This is a genomic window from Clostridioides sp. ZZV15-6597, assembly GCF_020657815.1.
Taxonomy (GTDB): Bacteria; Bacillota; Clostridia; order Peptostreptococcales; family Peptostreptococcaceae; genus Clostridioides.
The window spans coordinates 1-22,263 of the sequence record NZ_JAGWCT010000050.1; the positions used below are offsets into that span (position 1 = coordinate 1).

General features: G+C 28.8%; 21 protein-coding genes. 20 read left to right on the forward strand and 1 reads right to left on the reverse strand.

The window, feature by feature from the left end; all coding sequences use genetic code 11:
* Positions 1-145 precede the first annotated feature (145 nt).
* Positions 146-1,921, reverse strand: a complete 1,776-nt coding sequence (locus tag KGF52_RS12155; RefSeq protein ID WP_227840359.1) for an NFACT RNA binding domain-containing protein — start codon at positions 1,919-1,921, stop codon at positions 146-148.
* 310 nt (positions 1,922-2,231) lie between these two features.
* Between KGF52_RS12155 and ltaE the strand changes: the two genes are divergently transcribed.
* The 20 genes from ltaE (at position 2,232) to KGF52_RS12255 (ending at position 22,233) form a co-directional block, all read left to right on the forward strand.
* The gene (gene ltaE, locus KGF52_RS12160) at positions 2,232-3,266 is read left to right on the forward strand and encodes a low-specificity L-threonine aldolase (RefSeq protein WP_227840360.1); all 1,035 of its coding nucleotides are present in this window, start codon (positions 2,232-2,234) and stop codon (positions 3,264-3,266) included.
* A 288-nt stretch (positions 3,267-3,554) separates the two neighbouring features.
* On the forward strand, positions 3,555-4,385 hold the full coding sequence (gene dapF / locus KGF52_RS12165) for a diaminopimelate epimerase (RefSeq protein WP_227840361.1): 831 nt from the start codon (positions 3,555-3,557) through the stop codon (positions 4,383-4,385).
* A 3-nt stretch (positions 4,386-4,388) separates the two neighbouring features.
* Positions 4,389-5,270 (forward strand): YicC/YloC family endoribonuclease, encoded by an 882-nt coding sequence (locus KGF52_RS12170; protein WP_227828110.1) that lies wholly within the window; start codon positions 4,389-4,391, stop codon positions 5,268-5,270.
* A gap of 29 nt (positions 5,271-5,299) precedes the next feature.
* Complete coding sequence (gmk, locus tag KGF52_RS12175) at positions 5,300-5,917, forward strand: guanylate kinase (RefSeq protein WP_227840362.1); 618 nt, start codon at positions 5,300-5,302, stop codon at positions 5,915-5,917.
* Between the two features lie 2 nt (positions 5,918-5,919).
* Entirely contained in the window at positions 5,920-6,186 is a 267-nt protein-coding gene (gene rpoZ / locus KGF52_RS12180; protein ID WP_227828112.1) for a DNA-directed RNA polymerase subunit omega, read from the forward strand.
* A 4-nt stretch (positions 6,187-6,190) separates the two neighbouring features.
* Positions 6,191-7,390 carry a bifunctional phosphopantothenoylcysteine decarboxylase/phosphopantothenate--cysteine ligase CoaBC gene (coaBC, locus tag KGF52_RS12185; RefSeq protein ID WP_227840363.1) on the forward strand — a complete coding sequence of 400 codons (1,200 nt, stop codon included), beginning with the start codon at positions 6,191-6,193 and terminating at the stop codon, positions 7,388-7,390.
* Positions 7,391-7,669: 279 nt separating this feature from the next.
* Positions 7,670-10,159 (forward strand): primosomal protein N', encoded by a 2,490-nt coding sequence (gene priA, locus KGF52_RS12190; protein ID WP_227840364.1) that lies wholly within the window; start codon positions 7,670-7,672, stop codon positions 10,157-10,159.
* 17 nt (positions 10,160-10,176) lie between these two features.
* The gene (def, locus tag KGF52_RS12195; protein WP_227840365.1) at positions 10,177-10,617 is read left to right on the forward strand and encodes a peptide deformylase; all 441 of its coding nucleotides are present in this window, start codon (positions 10,177-10,179) and stop codon (positions 10,615-10,617) included.
* 14 nt (positions 10,618-10,631) lie between these two features.
* Entirely contained in the window at positions 10,632-11,561 is a 930-nt protein-coding gene (fmt, locus tag KGF52_RS12200) for a methionyl-tRNA formyltransferase (RefSeq protein ID WP_227840366.1), read from the forward strand.
* A gap of 9 nt (positions 11,562-11,570) precedes the next feature.
* Positions 11,571-12,311, forward strand: coding sequence for a DUF116 domain-containing protein (locus KGF52_RS12205; protein ID WP_227840367.1), 741 nt, complete (start codon positions 11,571-11,573; stop codon positions 12,309-12,311).
* 80 nt (positions 12,312-12,391) lie between these two features.
* Positions 12,392-13,093: a zinc metallopeptidase gene (locus KGF52_RS12210; protein WP_227432477.1), complete on the forward strand. Its 702-nt coding sequence runs from the start codon at positions 12,392-12,394 to the stop codon at positions 13,091-13,093.
* Between the two features lie 61 nt (positions 13,094-13,154).
* Positions 13,155-14,480 (forward strand): 16S rRNA (cytosine(967)-C(5))-methyltransferase RsmB, encoded by a 1,326-nt coding sequence (rsmB, locus tag KGF52_RS12215; protein WP_227840368.1) that lies wholly within the window; start codon positions 13,155-13,157, stop codon positions 14,478-14,480.
* 8 nt (positions 14,481-14,488) lie between these two features.
* On the forward strand, positions 14,489-15,520 hold the full coding sequence (gene rlmN / locus KGF52_RS12220; RefSeq protein WP_227840369.1) for a 23S rRNA (adenine(2503)-C(2))-methyltransferase RlmN: 1,032 nt from the start codon (positions 14,489-14,491) through the stop codon (positions 15,518-15,520).
* Positions 15,521-15,539: 19 nt separating this feature from the next.
* A complete protein-coding gene (locus KGF52_RS12225; RefSeq protein ID WP_227432480.1) occupies positions 15,540-16,292 on the forward strand; it encodes a Stp1/IreP family PP2C-type Ser/Thr phosphatase in 753 nt (250 codons plus the stop codon).
* Between the two features lie 16 nt (positions 16,293-16,308).
* Positions 16,309-18,315, forward strand: coding sequence for a Stk1 family PASTA domain-containing Ser/Thr kinase (pknB, locus tag KGF52_RS12230; protein WP_227840370.1), 2,007 nt, complete (start codon positions 16,309-16,311; stop codon positions 18,313-18,315).
* Between the two features lie 107 nt (positions 18,316-18,422).
* Positions 18,423-19,166, forward strand: a complete 744-nt coding sequence (ymfI, locus tag KGF52_RS12235) for an elongation factor P 5-aminopentanone reductase (protein WP_227828121.1) — start codon at positions 18,423-18,425, stop codon at positions 19,164-19,166.
* A gap of 96 nt (positions 19,167-19,262) precedes the next feature.
* On the forward strand, positions 19,263-20,147 hold the full coding sequence (gene rsgA / locus KGF52_RS12240; protein ID WP_227828122.1) for a ribosome small subunit-dependent GTPase A: 885 nt from the start codon (positions 19,263-19,265) through the stop codon (positions 20,145-20,147).
* Between the two features lie 4 nt (positions 20,148-20,151).
* Complete coding sequence (gene rpe, locus KGF52_RS12245) at positions 20,152-20,823, forward strand: ribulose-phosphate 3-epimerase (protein ID WP_227828123.1); 672 nt, start codon at positions 20,152-20,154, stop codon at positions 20,821-20,823.
* Between the two features lie 8 nt (positions 20,824-20,831).
* A complete protein-coding gene (locus KGF52_RS12250) occupies positions 20,832-21,473 on the forward strand; it encodes a thiamine diphosphokinase (protein WP_227840371.1) in 642 nt (213 codons plus the stop codon).
* Between the two features lie 130 nt (positions 21,474-21,603).
* Positions 21,604-22,233 carry an HAD family hydrolase gene (locus KGF52_RS12255; RefSeq protein ID WP_227840372.1) on the forward strand — a complete coding sequence of 210 codons (630 nt, stop codon included), beginning with the start codon at positions 21,604-21,606 and terminating at the stop codon, positions 22,231-22,233.
* Positions 22,234-22,263 lie beyond the last annotated feature (30 nt).

Genomic DNA, 22,263 nt, shown 5'->3' on the forward strand with positions numbered 1-22,263 from the left:
ATATATACATTAGTTATTAAAGAGCTAAAAATAAATAAAATTAAAAGTGGCATTCTTATATAATAAGAATGCCACTACTTTTAGTTAATATGATAAATATATTATTATTTATCAGTCAGTAATTTTTATATTTATGAGATATACTTTATTCAGATTTAATCTTAAGTTTAGCTACCATTTCTTCTTCAGGAGTAACATAAATAGTACTATTAGTTTCATAGATAACCATACCAGGTTTAGAGCCACTAGGTTTTTTTACATTTTTTTTCTTTGTATAATCTACAGGTACTTGAGAAGAAAGCTTTGACTTGCTAAAAAATGCAGCTAACATAGCTCCCTCAAATATAGTGTTATCAGGGACTTCTTTACCAGCAGATTTTATTATTACATGAGAACCTGGAATATTTTTTGTATGCATCCATAAATCATCATTATCAGCAAGTCTTAGTGTAAGATAATCATTTTGTTTGTTGTTTTTTCCAACTAAGATTTTAAATCCATCAGAAGAAATAAATTCATGAGGTTTTGTAGAAGGCATAGTGTCTTTTTTACTACTTTTCTTTTGTGCTTTGATATATCCAACTTTACCAAGTTCTTCTTTTATATCTTGTAATTCAGCCAAATTTTCGCAGTTTTCAATACTCAAAATTATGTTTTCTAAGTAATCTATTTCTTCTTTGTTCAATGAAATTTGGTGAGATATTTCAACTTTGGCATGTTTCATTTTAGTATACTTTTTAAAATATTTTTGAGCATTTTCAGATGGAGTTAAGTTTTTATTTAATTCTATTGTTACATTTTTACACTCTTCATCATAGAAATTGGCAACCTCAATATTTTCCATCCCTTTCTCTACCATATATATATAAGACGTAATTAGTTCACCCTTTACTTTATAAATAGCTGCATTTTCAGACTCTAACAATTCTTCTTCTTGCTTTCTAAGTTTGTTATAAAGTCTATCCAATTTAACAGATATGCTTTTCTTTAAGTCAGATGAACGTTGATTGATTCTATCTTTAATATCTTTATTTCTGTAGAAATCTTCTAGTATAGTAGACATACTTTCCTTATTGATATATGATAAATCATTAAACAATGTAAGATTGACACAACTGAAATCAACCACTTTATCTAATTTTTTATCTATAACAATACAAGGTGAAAATTTATTAGAGTTTATATCATTAAATAAACTACAAAATTCCCTGTATAAAGAATCAAACTGCTGACTAGATATATCTTTGATAATATCGTTTTGATTTACATCTGCCCTATAACAAATTTCTTTGGCGATAGTAGGGCTTATACCTAAAAATTTAGAATATATGGACTTAAAAATAGGGCCGTCAAATTCATTTAGATTGCCAATAAATGAATCTTTAGATATATTATCAAGAGGGTTAAGTTTATCCTGCTTTGGTGGCAATGAGTAACTATGACCAGGTAAAACCTGACGAACTCTACTTATACTAAAAGGCACTCTTTTTATAGAATCTATAATTTTATCATCTTCATTATGAGTTACTATTATATTACTATGTCTTCCCATAATTTCAATTATAATATTTTTGATTGTCTTTTCTTTTAATTCATCTAAAGACTCAACACTGATTTTTATTATTCTTTCAAAACCAATTTGAGAAATTTCTATAATATTTCCACCTTGTATATATTTTCTAAGCAACATACAAAACATAGGAGCCTTTAGGGGATTTTCTTTTTTATAATTGCTTGTTAAATAAACCCTAGGATTTGAAGCACTTGCACTTAAAACCAATCTAAAATTTTCTTTGTTGTTTCTTATATTAAAAATTACCTCATCATCTTCAGGTTGATGAATCTTATCTATTTTTCCACCTGTAAGTTTTGATGATAATTCATCTACTATTGAATGTATAACTAATCCATCTAATGCCATATATAGCACCCCTTTCTTTGACCAAAATAAGTCAGTAAATTAATTATACACATAATATATGCTCTATGACTAGGGGGAATTTAAACAACATGGATTAATGTATAAATTTTATAATTATTTATACTTACAGGATATACTCACAATAGAATCAGCATTATATTTTCAAATTAATAATTTAAATTTGCTTAAATATAAAACAAATGTAGTATAATTAGTGTGTAAAGAATAACTTATAAGAGTATATAAACTTTACAAAACTAAATAAATATTAAAGCTGTATAATATATAAATATGAAAGAAGGTTGAAAAAATGAAATTTATTGATTTAAGAAGTGATACTGTTACTATGCCTACTGATGAAATGAGAGAAGCCATGGCAAAGGCTCCTGTTGGAGATTCAATCTTTAGAGATGACCCTACTGTAAATAAACTTGAAGAATTAGCAGCAGCTAAAGTTGGAAAAGAAGATGCTATTTTCCTTCCAAGTGGAACTTTTGGAAATCAGTTAGCTTTGTTTACTCACTGCCTAAGAGGTCAAGAAATCATTATTGGTAAAGGATATCATATTGTGACTCATGAAGTTGGAGCACCTGCTGTAATAGCTGGAGTTCAACTTAGAACTATAGATGAAGATGAAAGTGGAGCTCTTAATCCTGAGCTTGTTGAGAAGGCAATTAGGAGAGATGATATACATGAACCACAAACAGGTCTTATATGTGTAGAAAATGCATACTCAGGTGGAACTGTTGTAAGTCTTGACAATTTAAAAGAAATTAAAAAAATAGCTGAAAAACACAATTTACCAGTGCATTTAGATGGAGCGAGATTATTTAATGCAGCATTAACTTTAGGTGTAGAAGCTAAAGAAATTGCACAATGTTGTGACAGTGTTATGTTCTGTGTATCAAAAGGTTTAGCTGCACCAATGGGTTCTATTCTTGCTGGAAGTAAAGAATTTATAGCAAAAGCTAGAAGAAAGCAAAAAGTTATGGGTGGGGGAATGAGACAAGTTGGTATAGTTGCAGCAGCTGGTATAATTGCTATTGAAAAAATGACACTGAGATTAAATGAAGACCATGATAATGCAAAATATTTAGCTTGTGAGTTGGATAAAATTGAAGGTATTGAAGTAAATAACATTAATCCAGACCTGAGTATGGTATTCTTTAAAATGAGTGAAGATGTAATAAAAGAAGAAGTTTTAATAAAAGAGTTTTTTGAAAGAAATATAAAAATCAATAAAATGGAAAATGGGGAGTATAGATTTGTAACTCATGTAGATATTACTAGAGAAGATTTAGATTATGTTTTAAAAACACTTAAAGAATTAATAGGTGTATGCTAATTATGTATGTTCAAAAAAACTAAATAGCATATGTTAAATATTTTATTTAAAAAATTCATATACAGTTTAAATAAACTATACATAAAATTCATATAGAAATATTATTATATAAACATAGAAAGAACTAGCTTAAAAACATAATATAATTACCCTAATTGTAATGGCAACTCTCCCTCACATCCTCAAATTATAGTTGTCATTACAAAACTTTTCCCATAAATTATAAGTTTATGGGAATTTTTTTATGTTATAATAGTTTAAGTGTTAATTTACAAAGGAGCGATACTTATGAAATTTTGGAAACTACATGGAATAGGCAATGATTTTATTGCAATAGATGGAAGATTTGACCAAATAGATTCATCAAATTATACTGTTTTAGCAAAAAAAGTATGCCATAGAAGATTTTCTGTAGGAGCGGATGGGTTACTAGTTGTGAAAAATTCAGAAATTGCAGATGTAGAAATGGTGTATTATAATTCTGATGGTTCAAGAGCAGCTATGTGTGGAAATGGACTTAGATGTTTTTGTAAGTTTGTTTATGATAACGGCATAGTTAAAAAAGAAAACTTTACAGTAGATACACTAGATGGTATAAAAAATATAAAAATAAACACTATAAATGGAGAAATAAATACTATAAAAGTTAATATGGGAAAAGGAAGTTTTTTAGCTAAAGATGTTCCTGTGTTAACTGATAAAGAACGTTTTGTACAAGAAAATATAAAAGTTTTAGATAAAGAGTTTAAGATTACATCTATGTTGATGGGGGTTCCTCACACTGTGGTTATAGTGGATGAATTAAATGTAGATGAAGTTTGTAAATATGGAAAAGAGATTGAAAATAATAAAATATTTCCTAAAAAAACGAATGTAAATTTTGTAAAAGTAGAAGATAAGTATAATATACATGTCTATACTTGGGAAAGAGGATGTGGATATACTTTAGGATGTGGAACAGGTATGACTGCATCAGCAATAGTATGTAATCTACTTAATCTGGTAGAAAATAGTGTAAATGTGACTTCTCAAGGAGGAACAGTACGTATAGATATAGGGGATTTTTCTTATATGACAGGTCCAGCAGTAAAAATATGTGAAGGTGTTTTGGAGGTTTAGGTAATGGCTATAAGTATGACTGGTTTTGGAAGAGGAGAATACAAAGACGACAACTATTATTTTTTGGTAGAATGTAAAACAATAAATCATAAATATTCAGATATAAATATACGTCTTCCAAGAAAAATTTCATTTTTAGAGGATAAAGTTAGAAATTTAGTAAAAAACTATGTAAAAAGAGGAAGAGTTGATTTATACATAAAATTTGACTTATTAGGCAAAGAAGATGTAAACTTAAATTTCGATGAAGGATTAGCGTCTCAATATATAGATATATTAAAAGAAATAAAAAACAAATTTGATATTATAGATGATATTAGTGTTATGAATGTTGCAAGATTTCCTGATATTATAAAAATAGAAGAAAAAGATGAAGATGAAGATTTATTATGGTCGATGTTGAATCAAGCCGTAGAAGATGCAATGATAAAACTAAGAGAAATGAGAAGTGAAGAAGGTAAAAAACTAGCTGAAGATATTACAATGAGATGTGACTTATTAAAAAATCATATAGAAGAAATTGAAAAACATTCAAATAGTGTTGTAGAAGACTATAGAGAAAAACTAAATTCAAGAATAAGTGAAATGCTAGAAGACCCAAGTATAATAGATGAAAATAGGTTAGCACAAGAAGTTGCAATATATGCAGATAAAAGTAGTATAACAGAAGAGATAGTTAGATTTAAAAGTCATATTGGTCAGCTTAAAAAAACTATATTTAAAGACGATTCTATAGGTAGAAAAATTGATTTCTTAATACAAGAGATGAACAGAGAAACTAATACAATAGGTTCAAAATCATCTGATATAAATATAACTAATTTAGTAGTAGAAGTGAAAAGTGAGTTAGAAAAAATAAGAGAACAAATACAAAATATAGAGTAAGAATACAATATTAGAAGGGGAATATTTAAATGTTTACAAAAAAAGGATTATTGCTAGTTGTATCAGGTCCATCAGGTGCAGGAAAAGGTACTATTTGCAAAGAACTACTTAGAGAGAATGATACAATAAAACTTTCTGTATCAGCTACTACAAGAAAACCAAGAGCAGGAGAAGTTGATGGAGTAAATTATTTCTTCATAAGTAAAGAAAAGTTTGAATATATGATAGGAAAAGGTGAGTTTTTGGAGTATGCTCAAATTTATGATAATTTTTATGGAACTCCAAAAGCAGCAATAATGGAATGTTTAGAAAAAGGACAGGATGTGCTACTAGAAATTGAAATGCAAGGAGCAAAACAAATAAAAGAGGTTTGTCCAGAAGGCGTATTTATATTTGTCCTACCTCCATCACTTAAAGAATTAAAAAATAGAATTGTTGGAAGAGGTACAGAGACAGAAGAAGAAATAGAAAAGAGATTTAGTTGTGCATATGAAGAAATAAAAATGATTAAGGATTATGATTATTTTATATTTAATGAAGATGTAAAAATATCTGCTAAAGAAATAGAAGGTATAATATCATCTGAAAAGAATAAAGTTAGCAGATATAAAAATATTATAATAGAGAAATTCAAGGAGGAATTATAATTATGTTAAAACCATCTATCAATGAGGTACTAGAAAAAATAGACAACAGATATTATTTAGTAGGGACTGTTTCAAAGAGAGCAAGAAAATTAATTGATGGAGAAGAGCCATATGTTCCAAACAAAGATAAAGAAAAGCCTGTATGTGTAGCTACTAAAGAAGTTGCAAGTGGAAAGATAACATATAGATTATTAACAGAAGAAGAAATAGAGATAGAAGAAGCTAGACACTACGCTGAGCAACACCAACAAATTTCAGAAGAGGAGTAAGGTCATGCTAAAAAATAAGACTGTTGTAATTGGCATAAGCGGCGGAATAGCTGCATACAAGGCTTGTGATGTTGTAAGTAAATTAAAAAAGTTAAATGCAAATATCCATGTTATAATGACAAAATCAGCAACAGAATTTGTTAGACCACTTACACTTCAATCACTAAGTCAAAATTATGTAGTAGAGGATATGTTTGAAGAACCAAAATCTTGGGAGGTTGAACATATATCATTAGCGAAAAAAGCAGATTTGTTTTTAATAGTACCAGCAAGTGCAAATGTTATAGGAAAAATTGCAAATGGTATAGCTGATGATATGCTAACAACTACTGTTATGGCAACAAAAGCACAAGTTTTAATAGCACCAGCTATGAATACTAATATGTATGAAAATCCAATTGTCCAAAAAAATATAAAAACTTTAGAGGAATTTGGATATAAATTTATAGAACCAGAAAGTGGAAGACTTGCATGCGGAGATATTGGATCAGGAAAACTAGCTAAACCAGATGTAATAGTAGAGGCAGTTTTAGCTAATCTTACGAAAGAGCAAGATTTAAAAGGTCAAAGTATAATAGTTACAGCTGGACCAACTGTAGAAAGTATAGACCCAGTAAGATATTTAACTAATAGGTCTTCTGGTAAAATGGGATATTCTATAGCTAAAGAAGCTATATCTAGAGGTGCTGATGTAACATTAATATCAGGTCCTACAAATCTATCTATTCCACAAAACCTTAAAAAATTTGTACAAATAGAATCAGCACAAGATTTGTATGAGGCAGTAGTATCAAATTTAAATGAAAATAAAATAGTAATTCAAAGTGCAGCAGTTGCAGATTATAAGCCAAAAACTTATTCTGACAAAAAGATTAAAAAGAATAATGATGATTTATCAATAGAATTAAGTAGGAATTATGACATTGCTTATGAAATAGGAAAAATAAAGGAAGATAGGATATTAGTTGGATTTGCTGCTGAAACTAACGACCTAATAGAACATGCCAAAGGAAAAATTGAAAAGAAAAATTTAGATTTTATTGTGGCAAATGATTTAACTAAAGAGGGAGCTGGTTTTAGAACTGATACTAATATTGTAAAAATAATAGATACAGAAGGAAATATTACTGAGTACCCTAAAATGAAAAAGGAAGAAGTAGCTAATGTTATCTTAAATAAGATTAAAGTGTTACTTGAGAAATAAGAACTTTTTTAAATATGATATTTGTGTATTTTATCACAGCTAAAGTGGCTGAAAGCTACAATTTACTTTTAGCGAGTAAAAACTCGCAAATGTCAGTTAAATTGTGGTTTTCAGCATTTATTTTGCCATAAAGTATAAAATATGATTAATAGTTAATTATTAAGATATATCTAATATTAGTAATAACTTGAAACTTTTTAGATATGCTGAGATTTTTTGATATATTATAAAATGTGTTAAAATATGAGCAGTAGATTAATTTTAAGTAGGGGTTTTACAATGAAAAAATATGCAAAGGTAATAGTTAGAAGTAATACTATATACACAGACAATTTATTTACATATCAAATTCCTGTATTTTTAGAGGAAGTTATAAGTGTTGGGCATAGAATATTAGTGCCATTTGGAAGAGGTAATAAACCAACAGAAGCCTTTGTATTTCAACTTACAGATAATTTAGATGAAAAAATAAAGACTAAAGAAATCATAGATATATTAGATGAAAATCCAATATTTAGAGAAGAAGATTTAGAGTTGGTTTACTGGATGAAAAATAGATATTTGTGTACTTATATAGAGTGTATAAATTTGATATATCCAAAAGGATATAAACTAAATAATTACAAAGTAGTTTTACTAGGTGAAAAGCTAAATGGATTAAGTGAGACTGAATTAGATGAAAAGATATCGAAGCTGAGTGATAAAAATAAAGAGATAGTAGAAAAAGTAGTTGAGAGTAAAGGAAAAATTAAGGTTGATAAGTTAAAATATATACCGAATCTAAATAATTCTCTATATACAATGAATAAAAATGGAATTATAAAATTATGCTGGGAATACAAAAATCATAAAAATGAGAAGAAAGTATGTTATGTATCTTTGAGTTTAGAAAATGATAAAATTGATGATTATATAGAACAAAATAAAATAAGCATAGGAAGCAAGCAAAAAGAGATATTAAATTTTCTTAAAAACAATGAAAATGTAGAGATAAATGATTTATTGGATTTATTAAATGCTTCAAAGCAGAGTATAAATTCTTTAAGTAAGAAAGAGTTAGTAACTTTAGAATTTAAAGATTATTATAGAGAGCCAAAAAGTATTTACAAATCTATATCAAAAAGTATAAAATTAAACAATGAGCAACAACAAGCGGTTGATGAGATAAATTCAAGTATGTTTATAGATGATAAAAAGCCATATTTAATTCATGGTATAACTGGAAGTGGAAAGACTGAAGTTTATATGGAAACAATAGAATTTGCATTAAGCCAAGGTTTAGATAGTATATTTTTGGTTCCTGAGATAGCACTAACTCCCCAAACGATAGATAGATTAAAGAGTAGGTTTGGGGATTTAGTTGGAGTGTTTCACAGTAAACTATCTGAAGGAGAAAAACATGACGTTTATAAAGCTGTTAAAGCTGGAAAGATAAGAGTTTTAATTGGTGCTAGGTCAGCACTATTTGCTCCTTTTAATTCTTTAGGATTGATAATAATTGATGAATTTCATGAGTCATCATATAAGTCTGAAAAAAATCCTAAGTTTAACGCTATAGAAGTAGCTAGATTCATGGCATTAAAAAATAATTTAACTCTTATTTTAGGTTCAGCAACACCTTCAATTGAAGAGTATTATAGAGCAAAAACTGGTGAATATAAACTTATAAATATAAAAAATAGAGCAAACAATAAACCACTTCCAAATATTGAAGTTGTAGACATGAAAGATGAATTAGATAGAGGTAATAGAAGTATATTTAGCTTAAAACTTCAAAGAGAAATAAGTTGTGCGATTGAAGAAAATAGTCAGGTAATACTATTTTTAAATAGAAGAGGTTATGCAAATTTTGTATCATGTAGAAAGTGTGGTTATGTGTTTCAATGTGAAAATTGCGATATATCTTTGACATATCATAAAAAAAGTAATATTGGAAGATGCCATTATTGTGGATATGAAAGAGAAATTCCAAAAGAATGTCCAGAATGTGGAAGTCATTATGTCAAGCCATTTGGAGTAGGAACTCAAAAAATCGAGGAAGAGTTAAAATGTATTTTTCCAAATATAAAAACTTTGCGAATGGATAAAGATACAACCTCAAAAAAGGGTTCATTAGAGGAAATACTAAATAAGTTCAAAGATAAAGAAGCAGATGTATTGATAGGAACGCAGATGTTAAGTAAAGGATTGGATTTTGACAATGTAACTTTGGTAGGCATTTTATCAGCAGACATGATACTAAATTTTCCTGATTTTAAAAGTTTTGAAACAACCTTTCAGTTGATAACTCAAGTTTCTGGAAGGGCAGGAAGAGCAGACAAAGAAGGTAAAGTAGTACTTCAAACATATGATACTGAGCATTATGCTATTAAACATGCCATAGAGTACAATTATGAAGGTTTTTATGAAGATGAGATAAAGATAAGAAGGGCATTTGGATATTCTCCTTTTAATAACATGTTAAGTGTAGTTGTTAGTGGCGAAGATGAAAGATTAGTTATAAAAAATATAAAAAATATGCATGCATCTTTGATTTATTTATTAGAAAAAAGGGGTATAAACGACTTAGAGTTTATATTAGGACCCAATCCATGCTCAATATCAAAAATAAATCAAAATTATAGATGGCAGATACTCTTTAAAGATGAAAATATTGAAATTAATCTCTTAAAGGGTATAATAAAATATATATGTATAACAAAACGAGATTTGATATTTGATAAGAATATTAATGTATCTATAGATATTAATCCAAATAGTGTATTATAAATTTAGGAGGAAGTGTAATGGCTTTAAGACAAATAGTTCAAATAGGAGAACCAGTACTAAGAAAGAAATCAAAAAAAGTTGAAAAAATTGATGCAAAAATAATACAATTGTTAGATGATATGGCAGAAACTATGTATGATGCAGATGGTGTTGGACTGGCTGCACCTCAAGTTGGAATTTTAAAAAGAGTGGTAGTAATCGATATTGGAGAAGAACTTATAGAACTTATAAATCCAGAAATAATAGAAACATCTGGAGAACAAATAGATGATGAAGGTTGTTTAAGTGTTGTTGGAGAATCTGGAGAGGTTAAAAGACCAAACTATGTAAAAGTTAGAGCTTTAAATAGAAATGGAGAAACAATAGAGTTAGAAGGGGAAGAACTTTTAGCTAGAGCATTTTGTCATGAAATAGACCATCTAGATGGAATACTATTTGTTGATAAAATAGAAAAATAGTAGGGGTTGATTTGATGAATATAGTATTTATGGGAACTCCTGATATAGCAGTTCCTTGTTTACAAAAAATAATAGATGAAAAGTATGAAATACTAGGAGTTGTAACTCAGCCAGATAAACCAAAAGGAAGAGGTAAAAAACTTGGCATGAGTCCAGTAAAAGAGCTTGCAATTGAAAATAATATACCTGTATATCAACCAATTAAAGCTAGAGACAAAGATTTTATAGACACAATGAAATCTTTAAATCCGGATGTAATAGTAGTTGTGGCTTTTGGGCAGATACTTCCAAAAGAAATATTAGAAATTCCTAAGTTTGGATGTATAAATGTCCATGTTTCTTTACTTCCAAAATATAGAGGTGCAGCACCTATAAATTGGGTAATAATCAATGGCGAAGAAAAAACTGGTGTTACAACTATGTATATGGATGAAGGCTTAGACACTGGAGATATGATATTAAAGTCAGAAGTAAATCTTGATGAAAATATAACAGCAGGAGAACTTCATGATAAAATAATGAATATAGGAGCAGAAACTTTAAAAGAAACATTAAAGTTGATAGAAGAAGGAACTGCCCCAAGAGAAGTACAAAATCATGAGGAATTTTCTTATGCACCAATAATGAATAAATCACTAGGTAATATAGACTTTTCAAAAAATGCTAAGGAAATACACAATTTAGTTAGAGGTGTAAATCCATGGCCAAGTGCTTATACTACTTATAATGGTGTAACAATGAAAATCTGGAAAACTAAAGTATTAGAGGAAGAAAGTACCAAAGATGCAGGTACAATAATTGAGGTAAATAAAGATGGCATAAAAGTAAGTACTAAGGATAAGGTACTTTTAATTGAAGAAATTCAGATGCCAAATAAGAAGAGAATGCTGGTTGGAGAATATATAAAAGGAAATACTATAGAAATTGGTGTAGTATTGAGTTAGGTGAAAAGTATGACAGATATAAAAAAGTATTTAACAAGTGTTGGTATTTTAGTCTTAATATTAGGGATTTTAATGGGAGTTGCAAACTTTTTTATAATTAGTTTGACTCAAATATTTTCCTTAGGAATAAATACTGTAGTAATATCACTAATACTTATAATACTATGCTCAACAATAGTTACGTATAGAGTAATTAAAGGAAAAAATATTAACTCAAATATAATGAAAATAAATTTTAAAATTGTTAGTGTATTATTTCCCATTATATCTTTTATTGCATCATCATTTGGTATGTCAAAAAGTGAAATTAGAAGGATATATATAAAGTTAAATAATGAATATATATACAGTAATAAATATAATTTTAATCCAGAGGATATAATAATTTTAATACCTCATTGTATTCAAGAGAATAGTTGCAAACTAAAAGTTACTAATGATATAGATAATTGTAAGAAATGTGGAAAATGCAATATAGGAGAATTAGCTGAGCTAAATAAAAGTGTTAAAGTAAAAGTATTTGTAGCTACAGGAGGGACTCTAGCTAGAAAAATTATAATTGACAATAAACCTAAAGCTGTTATAGCTGTTGCATGTGAGAGAGATTTAACATCTGGAATACAAGACATTAAAAAAATTCCTGTTTTAGGGGTATTTAACAAAAGACCTAATGGACCTTGTATAAATACTAATGTAGATATAGTGGATATTAAAAAAGCTATAAGTTTTTTAACAGGAAAAGTATATTAGCTTGTAATTAAACTGTTTTTAAGTTATGTGAATATTAAAGAGGATGTATAATAAAAATATATTTTAGGAGAGTGTTATTTATGTACCCTGTATATGGCGGTTTTTGGGGATTTGACCCAACGATGATTATATTAATTCCAGCTATATTATTCACTGCATATGCTCAATTTAAAGTGAGTTCAACAACAAATAAGTATTTAAGAGTAAATACACGTAGAGGATATACTGGAGAACAGACAGCAAGAAGAGTACTTGATTCAAATGGTTTGTATGATGTAAGGATAGAAATGGTTAGAGGTCATTTAAGTGACCACTATGACCCAAGAAGAAAAACTGTAAGATTATCAGAAGATGTATATTATGGAACATCAATAACTTCTGTTGCAGTAGCTGCACATGAATGTGGTCATGCAATGCAACATGCTAAAGGTTATGCACCTCTTCAAATAAGAAGTAGTTTGGTGCCAGTAGTAAACTTTGCTTCAAGCATTTCTTGGTTTTTAATATTTCTAGGATTTATCATGGCTGGACCATTTCTAAAAATTGGGATACTATTGTTTTCAGCTTCAGTACTATTCCAAATAATAACATTGCCTGTAGAATTTAATGCTTCTAGCAGAGCAATTGTTCAACTTGGAAATCTAGGTATTATAGATGAGGGTGAGGTAAGACAAAGTAGAAAAGTGCTTTCAGCAGCAGCCTTAACATATGTTGCAGCAGCACTAGTTTCAATACTTCAATTACTTAGATTGTTACTAATAGCTCAAAGAAGAGATGACTAAAAATAAAGTGGGTTGTTTAGAAACAACCCTTTTTTATGTTTAATAAAAGGGAGAAATTTATATGGATGCAAGAGAAATTGGATTTAAAGTATTATGCGATATAGAGAAAAATAATAACTATTCAAATATTGCAATAAATAAGCATTTTAAAAACTTAGAAATAAGCGATATGGATAGAGGACTTGCAACAGAGTTAATCTATGGAGTAGTAGAAAATAAATATTACTTAGATTATATAATTAATAAACTTTCAAAAATAAAAGTAAAAAAAATGTCAACTTATGTTAAAATCTTTTTAAGAATGGGAACATATCAAATTTTATTTTTAAATAGTATATCAGATTATGCAGCAGTTAATGAAACTGTAAAATTATCTAAAAAATATGATAAAAAATCTTCTGGTTTTATAAATGCTATTCTTAGAAATGAAATAAGAAATAAAGATACTATAATGGACATAACTGAGGAAGATAGTGTAAAATACTTATCTATAAAGTATTCTTACAACTCTTGGATTATAAAAAATTGGATAGATAATTTTGGACAAGAATTTACTGAAGATTTATTAGAAGCAAACAATGAAAAGCCTAGTATTTATATAAGAACAAATACACTTAAAATCAGCAGAGAAGAGCTTATTGAAAAATTAAATCAAGAGGGTATTATGTGTTTGAAAGTACCTATGGTGGAAGAAGCTATAAAAGTCGAAAAATTAAAAAATATAGAAAATAATGAGTTATTTAAGGCTGGTTTATTTACAATTCAAGATATAAGTTCTATGATAGTAGGGAAAGTAATTAATCCAAAGGAAGATTCATTGATTTTAGATGTATGTAGTGCTCCTGGTGGAAAATCTACTCACTTAGCCACTTTAATGAATAATACAGGTCAAGTAATAGCTAGAGATATCTTTGAGCATAAACTAAAGCTTATAAAAGCTACTGTAAATAGACTTGGTCTTAAAAATGTATGTGTAGAAGGATTTGATGCTTCTGAAATTGATGAAAATAGCATAAATAAATTTGATTATGTTTTAGCAGATGTTCCTTGTTCTGGCCTTGGTATAATAAGACGTAAACCAGAAATTAAATACAAGAAAGAAGAAGAGTTAGAAGATATTACTTCTATACAAAAGAAAATATTAGAAAATGCATCAAAGTATGTTAAAATTGGAGGAACTTTAGTATATAGTACATGTACAGTTCAACATATGGAAAACATAAATATAATTAATTCTTTTATTGAAGAAAATAATAATTTTGAATTGACTCCAATTGATACAATAAATGTAGATTTAGACAATCAAGATAAAGGATATTTAAAAATATATCCCAATATTCATGGTATAGATGGTTTTTTTATAGCAAAATTAAAGAGAATAAGGTAGTGAATAGAATGGAAGAGAAAAAAATAGTATTAAAAAATTTTACTGAAGATGAACTCAAGGAATTTATGAAAACTATAGATGAAAAACCTTTTAGAGGGAGCCAAATATTTTCTTGGATATATAAAGGTGCAAAAACTTTTGATGACATGAATAATATACCAAAAAGTTTGAGAAATAAATTAGAAGAAGTTTCATGTATAGGTCATATAGATATAGAATTAAAGTTAGAATCTAAGGTAGATGGCACAAAAAAATATTTGTTTTTATTAGATGATGGAAATATAATAGAAACTGTGATGATGGATTATGACAGTAGGGTTACTGTTTGTGTTTCTAATCAAGTAGGATGTAGAATGGGATGTAACTTCTGTGCATCTACAATGGATGGACTGATTAGAAACTTAGAACCATGGGAGATTTTAGACCAAGTTATTAAGATTCAAGAAAATACTGGCAAAAGAGTATCAAATCTTGTCTTAATGGGAAGTGGTGAACCACTTGACAATTTTGAAAATACAAAACAATTTTTAAAAATAATTAATGAAAAAAATGGTCTTAATATAGGGTATAGACATATAACTCTTTCAACTTGTGGGATAGTGCCAAAAATGTACGAGTTGGCTGATTTGAAAATAGCTATAAATTTGGCTTTATCACTTCATTCACCATATGATGAAGAAAGAAGAAAGATTATGCCTGTAGCAAATGCCTATTCTATTAAAGAAATACTAGATGCATGTAGATATTATATAAAAAAGACAAATAGAAGGGTTACATTTGAATACTCTCTTATAAAAGGTGTAAATGACTCAGAAAATGAGGCAAAGGCATTAGCAAAGCTTTTAAAAGGTATGCTATGCCATGTAAATTTAATACCAATAAATAAGGTTGAAGAAAGAGAATATGAAAAGCCAGACAAGGCATTTATTTATAAGTTTAGAGATAGTTTAGAGAAAAACAATATACCTGCTACAGTTAGAATGTCTATGGGTTCTGATATTAGTGGAGCTTGTGGCCAATTGAGAAGAAAATACAAGTAATATGTAAGGAGGAAGTCGTATGGTTTATAGTTGTGCCTCCCATATAGGAAAAGTAAGAAAAAACAATGAAGACTATTGTGAGGGAGAAGTTATAGATACAGAACATGGTCCAATAGGAATATTTGCCATAGCTGATGGAATGGGTGGACATAAAAAAGGGGAAGTCGCCAGTAAGTTAGCAGTAGAAAATATAATTGATTTTCTAAAAGAAAACTTATTACAGCATGATAATGTAAAAATAGACTATATAGATGATATACTAAAACAGGCTTATAATAATGTAAACTCAATTGTGCACAAGAAATCTATGGAAGATATAGCATTTGAAGGAATGGGAACTACATTAGTTACAGCGATAGTGTATAATAATGTCTTGTATGTGGCAAATGTTGGAGATAGCAGATGTTATTTGTTAACAGATGAAAAATTTGATAAAATAACTATAGACCATTCCGTGGTTGAAGAACTTATGATGGCTCATGTTATTACAGAAGAAGAAGCGAGAAGACATCCACAGAGAAATAGAATAACTAGAGCAATTGGAACCGATGATATGGTTGTTGTAGATATTTTTAAGAAGGAAATCAAAAAAAGTGATATAATACTTCTTGCAACAGATGGATTAACCGGGTTTATTTATGACGAAGATATAAGAAGTTTAATATTAGATTACGAATATGAGAGAATTAGTGATATAAGTGATGAATTGATAAGCATGGCCAATGATGTTTCTGGTAAAGATAATGTTTCGGTGATAGTAATAAAAGTATAATTAGGACGGTGATATTGTGGGAGATACAATTTTAGGAAATCGATATGAAATCATCAGGAAGATTGGTGATGGAGGAATGGCCTTTGTATATGAGGCTAAAGACAGATTATTAAACAGGACTGTTGCACTTAAAGTACTCAGACCTGAATTTGTAGATGACGATGAATTTTTAACAAAATTTAAAAGAGAAGCAGAAGCAGTAGCAAGTCTTTCACATCCAAATATAGTAAATGTATATGATGTTGGGGAAGATGGAAAAGTTCACTACATTGTAATGGAATTTGTAGATGGAAAAAATTTAAAGGAAATTATACAGGATGAAGGAATATTAGACGAATATACTGCACTAGATATAACAAAACAAATAGCTATGGCACTTAGTGCTGCACATAAAAAGGGGATTATACATAGAGATATAAAACCTCATAATATTCTCATATCCAATGAAGGAAGAGTAGTAAAAGTAGCTGATTTTGGTATAGCCAAAGCTGTCTCAAATTCAACAATGACTAATATTGGTAGTATAATAGGTTCAGTACACTATTTTTCACCAGAGCAAGCTAAAGGAAAGTTTGTAACTAATAATGCAGACTTGTATTCTTTAGGTATAGTTTTATATGAAATGCTGATAGGAAAAGTACCATTTAGAGGAGATAGTCCAATTTCTATCGCACTTCAACATATTAATGATGATATAGATTTTACATCGGAAGAAAAAGTTAGGATTCCTCAAAGTGTAAGAACTACAATAAAAAAGCTTACAGAAAAATCTAGTGCAGATAGATACCAAACTGCTGAAGAGTTAATAGAAGATATAGATTATATAGAAAAAAATATTGACTTAGATTTTATAAAGGAATATGATGATTTTGCAACAAAGAAAATTGATGAAAAAGAAATTAGTAAAGCTGTAAATCCAGTACTTGCAAAGCCGGTTCCAGAAAAAGTAGTTAAACCTATAGAAGTTGCTGATTTAGATGAAGATGAAGATTATTATGATGATTTTTATGAAGATGAATATGAAGAAGATGAAGATGAGGAAGAGATAATGAGAGCTAAAAAGAATCAAAAACCTAAGAATACTCAAAGTAAGAGGGCTAAGAAAAAGAAGAAAAAACAAGAAAGTCCTAAAGCTAGAAAAAGACTAAAGGTAGTCGCAGCAGTTTTGATAGTAATCTTATGTGCACAAGTATTCTTAGCATATAAATTTTTATTTGCTGGAGGATTTGGTAGTAAAGATTTAACTGTTCCTAATCTTGTGAATATGACATTAGAGGAAGCACAAAGTGAAGTTGAAAAAGAAGGATTGTCCTTAAGTGTAAAAAGTGAAGAGTATAGCAATGAGGTTGACAAAAACTGTATAATATCGCAAACACCTGAAGGTGGAAGTACAAATATTAAAAAAGGTGACACTATAAATGTCGTTGTAAGTAAAGGTGCAAATGAAGCTTCAGTTCCCAATGTAGTAGGTATTACTTTAACTAATGCAAAAAAAGTTATAGAGGAAAATAAATTGAAAGTTGGTACTGTCAAGTACGAATATAGTTCAGTATATAAAGAAGGTACAGTTTTAAGTCAGAGCCCTAGCTCTGGTTCATCAAGTGTTCAAGAAGGTGATGAAATAGACCTATATGTTAGCAAAGGCCCAGAAAAATCAAATACGCCAACACCAACAACACCAAATAAGACTCCAACAACACCAAACGAGGATGATACAACAACACCTGGTTCAAACTCAGGAAATAGTGGAGGAAATTCAGGCGGTTCAAACTCAGGAAATAGTGGAGGAAGCTCAGGAGGTTCAAACTCAGGAACTAACGGAGGTAATTCAGGAAATAGTGGAGATAATTCAGGAAATAGTGGAGATAACTCAGGAAATAGTGGAGGAAACTCAGGAAATAATGGAGATAATTCAGGAGGCTCAAACTCAGGAAATAGTGGAGATAACTCAGGAGGTTCAAACTCAGGAAATACTGGAGAAACTCCATCAGGAACTGGTGGAAATATTGGCAAATCAGAATAAATATTAGCTAAAAATAAAAAGCTGTCCTTTTATAGAAATTATTTTCTTTAAAGGGGCAGTTTGTTTTGTATAAAATATTAGATTAATTATAAGGGAGATAAATATTTATGAATAAAAATAATAAAACAGTTTTGGTCACAGGAGGCTCTAGAGGAATTGGAAGAGCAATATCTAAAACATTTGCAAAAGATGGGTATAATGTATTGATAAACTTTAATAAATCAGAAAATGAGGCTAAAGAACTATACACTGTATTAAATGAAAAAGGTTTTTCTGTAAAATTATTTAAAGCTAATATTTCAAATAGAGAAGAAGTTGAAAATATGATAGATTATTGCATAAAGGAGTTTGGAGGATTGGATGTACTTATAAATAATGCTGGTATAAGTCAAGATAAGTTATTTACAGATATAACTGATGAAGATTGGGATAATATGATGAATATTAACTTAAAAGGAAGTTTTTATTGTTCACAAATTGCTTTAAAATACATGATATCAGAAAAAAAAGGAAACATAATTAATATATCTTCAATTTGGGGTATATCAGGTGCTTCTTGTGAGGTACATTATTCTGTATCAAAAGCAGGTATAATAGGAATGACAAAGGCATTAGCTAAAGAAGTTGCTCCATCAAATATTAGAGTAAATAGCATAGCACCAGGAGTTATTAATACAGATATGTTATCTGAATATAATGAAGATGAGATAGATGCTCTTGTAGAGGAAACTCCTTTAATGAGATTAGGAACACCAGAAGATATAGCAAATTGTGCTATTTTTTTAGCATCTGATAAATCAAGTTTTATTACTGGTCAGGTAATTAGTCCAAACGGAGGATTTGTTATTTAAAAAAAATGTGGTATTATATAAAAATAGGAAAGAATAACACTATATACTACTCATAAACAGCATATGTTTATATAATTTTATAAAGGGAGGTATTTGATGCTAGAAGGAAAAATTATAAAAGGGATTAGTGGATTTTATTATGTAGATACAGAGAAAGGTCTTTATGAATGTAAGGCTAGAGGTATATTTAGAAAGCAAAAAGTAACACCTTTAGTTGGTGACAGAGTTAAAATAAGTGTTGTTGATGAAGATGAAAAAAAGGGAATTGTGGAAGAAATAGATAGTAGAGATACAGAACTTATAAGACCACCTATAGCAAATGTAGATAAGGCACTAATAGTATTTGCAATAAAAAATCCTAAACCAAACTTATCTCTTTTAGATAGATTTATAGTTTTGGCAGAAAAAGAAAATTTAGAAACTGTAATAATCCTTACAAAAGCAGATTTAGATGATGATAACATATTAGAGCATGTTAAAAATATATACGAGCTTAGTGGATATAAGGTTATTCCTGTAAGCAATGTCACTAAGTTAAATATAGATAAAGTAAAAGATGAATTAAAAGAAAATGTAGTAGTATTTGCAGGACCATCTGGAGTTGGAAAATCAAGCTTATTAAATGAAATAGATGAAAATTTTAAACTGCAAACAGGTGTAGTAAGTGATAAAATCAAAAGAGGAAAACATACCACTCGTCATGCTGAACTTTTAAAGTTAGAGTTTGGTGGAATGGTTGCAGATACACCAGGTTTTAGTTCACTTGCACTTGAAGACATAGAAGAAGTTGAACTTAAAGATTATTTTATAGAATTTGATAAATTTAATGATTGTAAGTTTGGTTCAAAATGTATTCATGAAAATGAACCTAATTGTGCTATAAAAGAAGCTGTTGCAAATGGAGAAATATCTAAAGAAAGATATGATAGTTATATACAGCTACTAAATGAAATAAGACAAAATAACAGTAGGAGGTATTAGAAACATGATTAAATTAGCACCATCAATATTATCAGCAGATTTTGCAAAATTATTAGAGGATGTAAGAAAAGTGGAAAGTGCAGGATGTGAATATCTTCATATCGATGTAATGGATGGACATTTTGTACCAAATATTACATTAGGACCACTTGTAGTTAAAAGTTTAAAAAAAGAGAATATAAATATGGTATTTGATGCTCATCTTATGATAGAAAATCCAGACCAATATATTGAAGATTTCGTAAAAGCAGGATGTGATATAATAACTGTTCATCAGGAAGCTTGTACACATCTACATAGAACTATACAAAATATAAAATCACATGGAATAAAGGCAGGTGTAGTACTTAATCCAGCAACACCAATAGATACTATTAAACATGTACTATCTGATTTAGATATGGTGCTTTTAATGTCTGTTAATCCTGGATTTGGAGGACAATCATTCATACCTTGTGTGCTAGATAAGATTAAAGAGTTAAAAACACTTATAGATAGTAAAGGATTAAATATTGATATAGAAGTTGATGGTGGTATAAGTCCTAAAAATGTAGCTGAAGTTGTACAAGCAGGAGCTAACGTAATAGTAGCAGGCTCTGCAATATTTGGAAGTGATGACATTCAAGAAACAGTTAATTTATTTAGAAAGAATGCTTCTCTTGAAGAATTAGTTTAGACTTAGGTATGAAAATCTGTATTGTTTTAAATGGTGAAATTGAAGATTATAAAATTACAAGAGATATTATACTTAAAGAATGTTATGACTGCATAATATGTGCAGATGGAGGCGCAAATCACACCTATAAAATGGATATAATACCAGATTATATCTTAGGAGATTTAGATTCAATAGAAGAAGGGAAGATAAATTTCTATATAAATCAAGGTGTTAAATTTGAAAAATTTCCATCTAAAAAGGATGAAACTGATACAGAGCTATGTCTCTTTTTAGCTAAAACTATTAAAGCTAACCATATTGATTTTTTTGGTGCCCTAGGTGGAAGAATTGACCATACTCTTGCAAATATAAAGCTATTATATTATTTAAAAGAAGATGGAATATATTCTAGGATACTCTCAGATAAAGAAGAGATGTATATAGTTGAAAATGAAGAATTTACCTTGTTTGGAAACAAAGGAGATACTATTTCTGTAATAGCTGTAAAAGGAGATGCTAAAGGAGTAACACTTACTGGTTTAGAATATCCTTTGGATAATTATTATATGAAGTATTCAGTACCTATTGGAATATCCAATGTTATGTTAGGGAATTCTTGTAAAATTAAAGTAGAGCAAGGATGTGTACTTGTAGTTAGAAATTTATAAAAATGGACTTTAATAATTGATTTTATATTACAGAGCAGATACAATCAAGTAAAATATATTTATAATTGTATCTGCTTTTTAGTATATAATTATAAATATATAATAACTTTTGACGCAAGGGGGATTTTTTGTGATAGACAGTATTATTTTCGATTTAGATGGAACTCTATGGGATTCAACTGAAGGAGTATGTAAGGTATGGCAAGAGGTCTTAGATAAACGTGAGGATATAGGTTTAAATGTTACAGTAGAATTATTTAGAAGTGTTATGGGTCTTTCATTTGATGAAATAGCAAAGCGTTTATTTCCAGATTTAGATGAAGAAGAAAGAAAGAATCTATTAGATGAATGTTCTGCAGGAGAATGTGATTACTTATCTGAACATGGAGGTAAATTATTTGAAGATATAGAAAATACTCTCGAGAAATTATATGAAAAATATAAATTATTTATAGTAAGTAATTGTCAAAAAGGATATATAGAATCTTTTTTAAAAGCACACAAGCTAGAAAAGTACTTTATAGATTTTGAGTGTCCTGGCAATACTGGATTGCATAAAGGTGAAAATAATAAACTCATAATTGATAGAAATAAACTAACTAACCCAATCTATATTGGAGACACTCAAGGGGATGCAAATAGTGCTAAATTTGCTGGGATTCCTTTTGTATATGCAAAATATGGTTTTGGAAATGTGGATGAATATGATTATTCTATAGAGTCATTTAAAGATTTGTTAGAACATGATATATTAAAATAAGAGAAGTTTAAAGTTTGTTTTTAAATAACA

Bases quoted from the DNA above. Each gene is read 5' to 3' on its own strand.
- rlmN (WP_227840369.1), top strand. From the start codon at position 14,489: ATGGAAGAGAAAAAAATAGTATTAAAAAATTTTACTGAAGATGAACTC.
- rpe (WP_227828123.1), top strand. From the start codon at position 20,152: ATGATTAAATTAGCACCATCAATATTATCAGCAGATTTTGCAAAATTA.
- priA (WP_227840364.1), top strand. From the start codon at position 7,670: ATGAAAAAATATGCAAAGGTAATAGTTAGAAGTAATACTATATACACA.
- rsgA (WP_227828122.1), top strand. From the start codon at position 19,263: ATGCTAGAAGGAAAAATTATAAAAGGGATTAGTGGATTTTATTATGTA.
- KGF52_RS12205 (WP_227840367.1), top strand. From the start codon at position 11,571: ATGACAGATATAAAAAAGTATTTAACAAGTGTTGGTATTTTAGTCTTA.
- gmk (WP_227840362.1), top strand. From the start codon at position 5,300: ATGTTTACAAAAAAAGGATTATTGCTAGTTGTATCAGGTCCATCAGGT.
- KGF52_RS12155 (WP_227840359.1), bottom strand. From the start codon at position 1,921: ATGGCATTAGATGGATTAGTTATACATTCAATAGTAGATGAATTATCA.
- KGF52_RS12170 (WP_227828110.1), top strand. From the start codon at position 4,389: ATGGCTATAAGTATGACTGGTTTTGGAAGAGGAGAATACAAAGACGAC.
- rsmB (WP_227840368.1), top strand. From the start codon at position 13,155: ATGGATGCAAGAGAAATTGGATTTAAAGTATTATGCGATATAGAGAAA.
- def (WP_227840365.1), top strand. From the start codon at position 10,177: ATGGCTTTAAGACAAATAGTTCAAATAGGAGAACCAGTACTAAGAAAG.
- KGF52_RS12225 (WP_227432480.1), top strand. From the start codon at position 15,540: ATGGTTTATAGTTGTGCCTCCCATATAGGAAAAGTAAGAAAAAACAAT.
- rpoZ (WP_227828112.1), top strand. From the start codon at position 5,920: ATGTTAAAACCATCTATCAATGAGGTACTAGAAAAAATAGACAACAGA.
- KGF52_RS12250 (WP_227840371.1), top strand. From the start codon at position 20,832: ATGAAAATCTGTATTGTTTTAAATGGTGAAATTGAAGATTATAAAATT.
- fmt (WP_227840366.1), top strand. From the start codon at position 10,632: ATGAATATAGTATTTATGGGAACTCCTGATATAGCAGTTCCTTGTTTA.
- KGF52_RS12210 (WP_227432477.1), top strand. From the start codon at position 12,392: ATGTACCCTGTATATGGCGGTTTTTGGGGATTTGACCCAACGATGATT.
- ymfI (WP_227828121.1), top strand. From the start codon at position 18,423: ATGAATAAAAATAATAAAACAGTTTTGGTCACAGGAGGCTCTAGAGGA.
- coaBC (WP_227840363.1), top strand. From the start codon at position 6,191: ATGCTAAAAAATAAGACTGTTGTAATTGGCATAAGCGGCGGAATAGCT.
- ltaE (WP_227840360.1), top strand. From the start codon at position 2,232: ATGAAATTTATTGATTTAAGAAGTGATACTGTTACTATGCCTACTGAT.
- dapF (WP_227840361.1), top strand. From the start codon at position 3,555: ATGAAATTTTGGAAACTACATGGAATAGGCAATGATTTTATTGCAATA.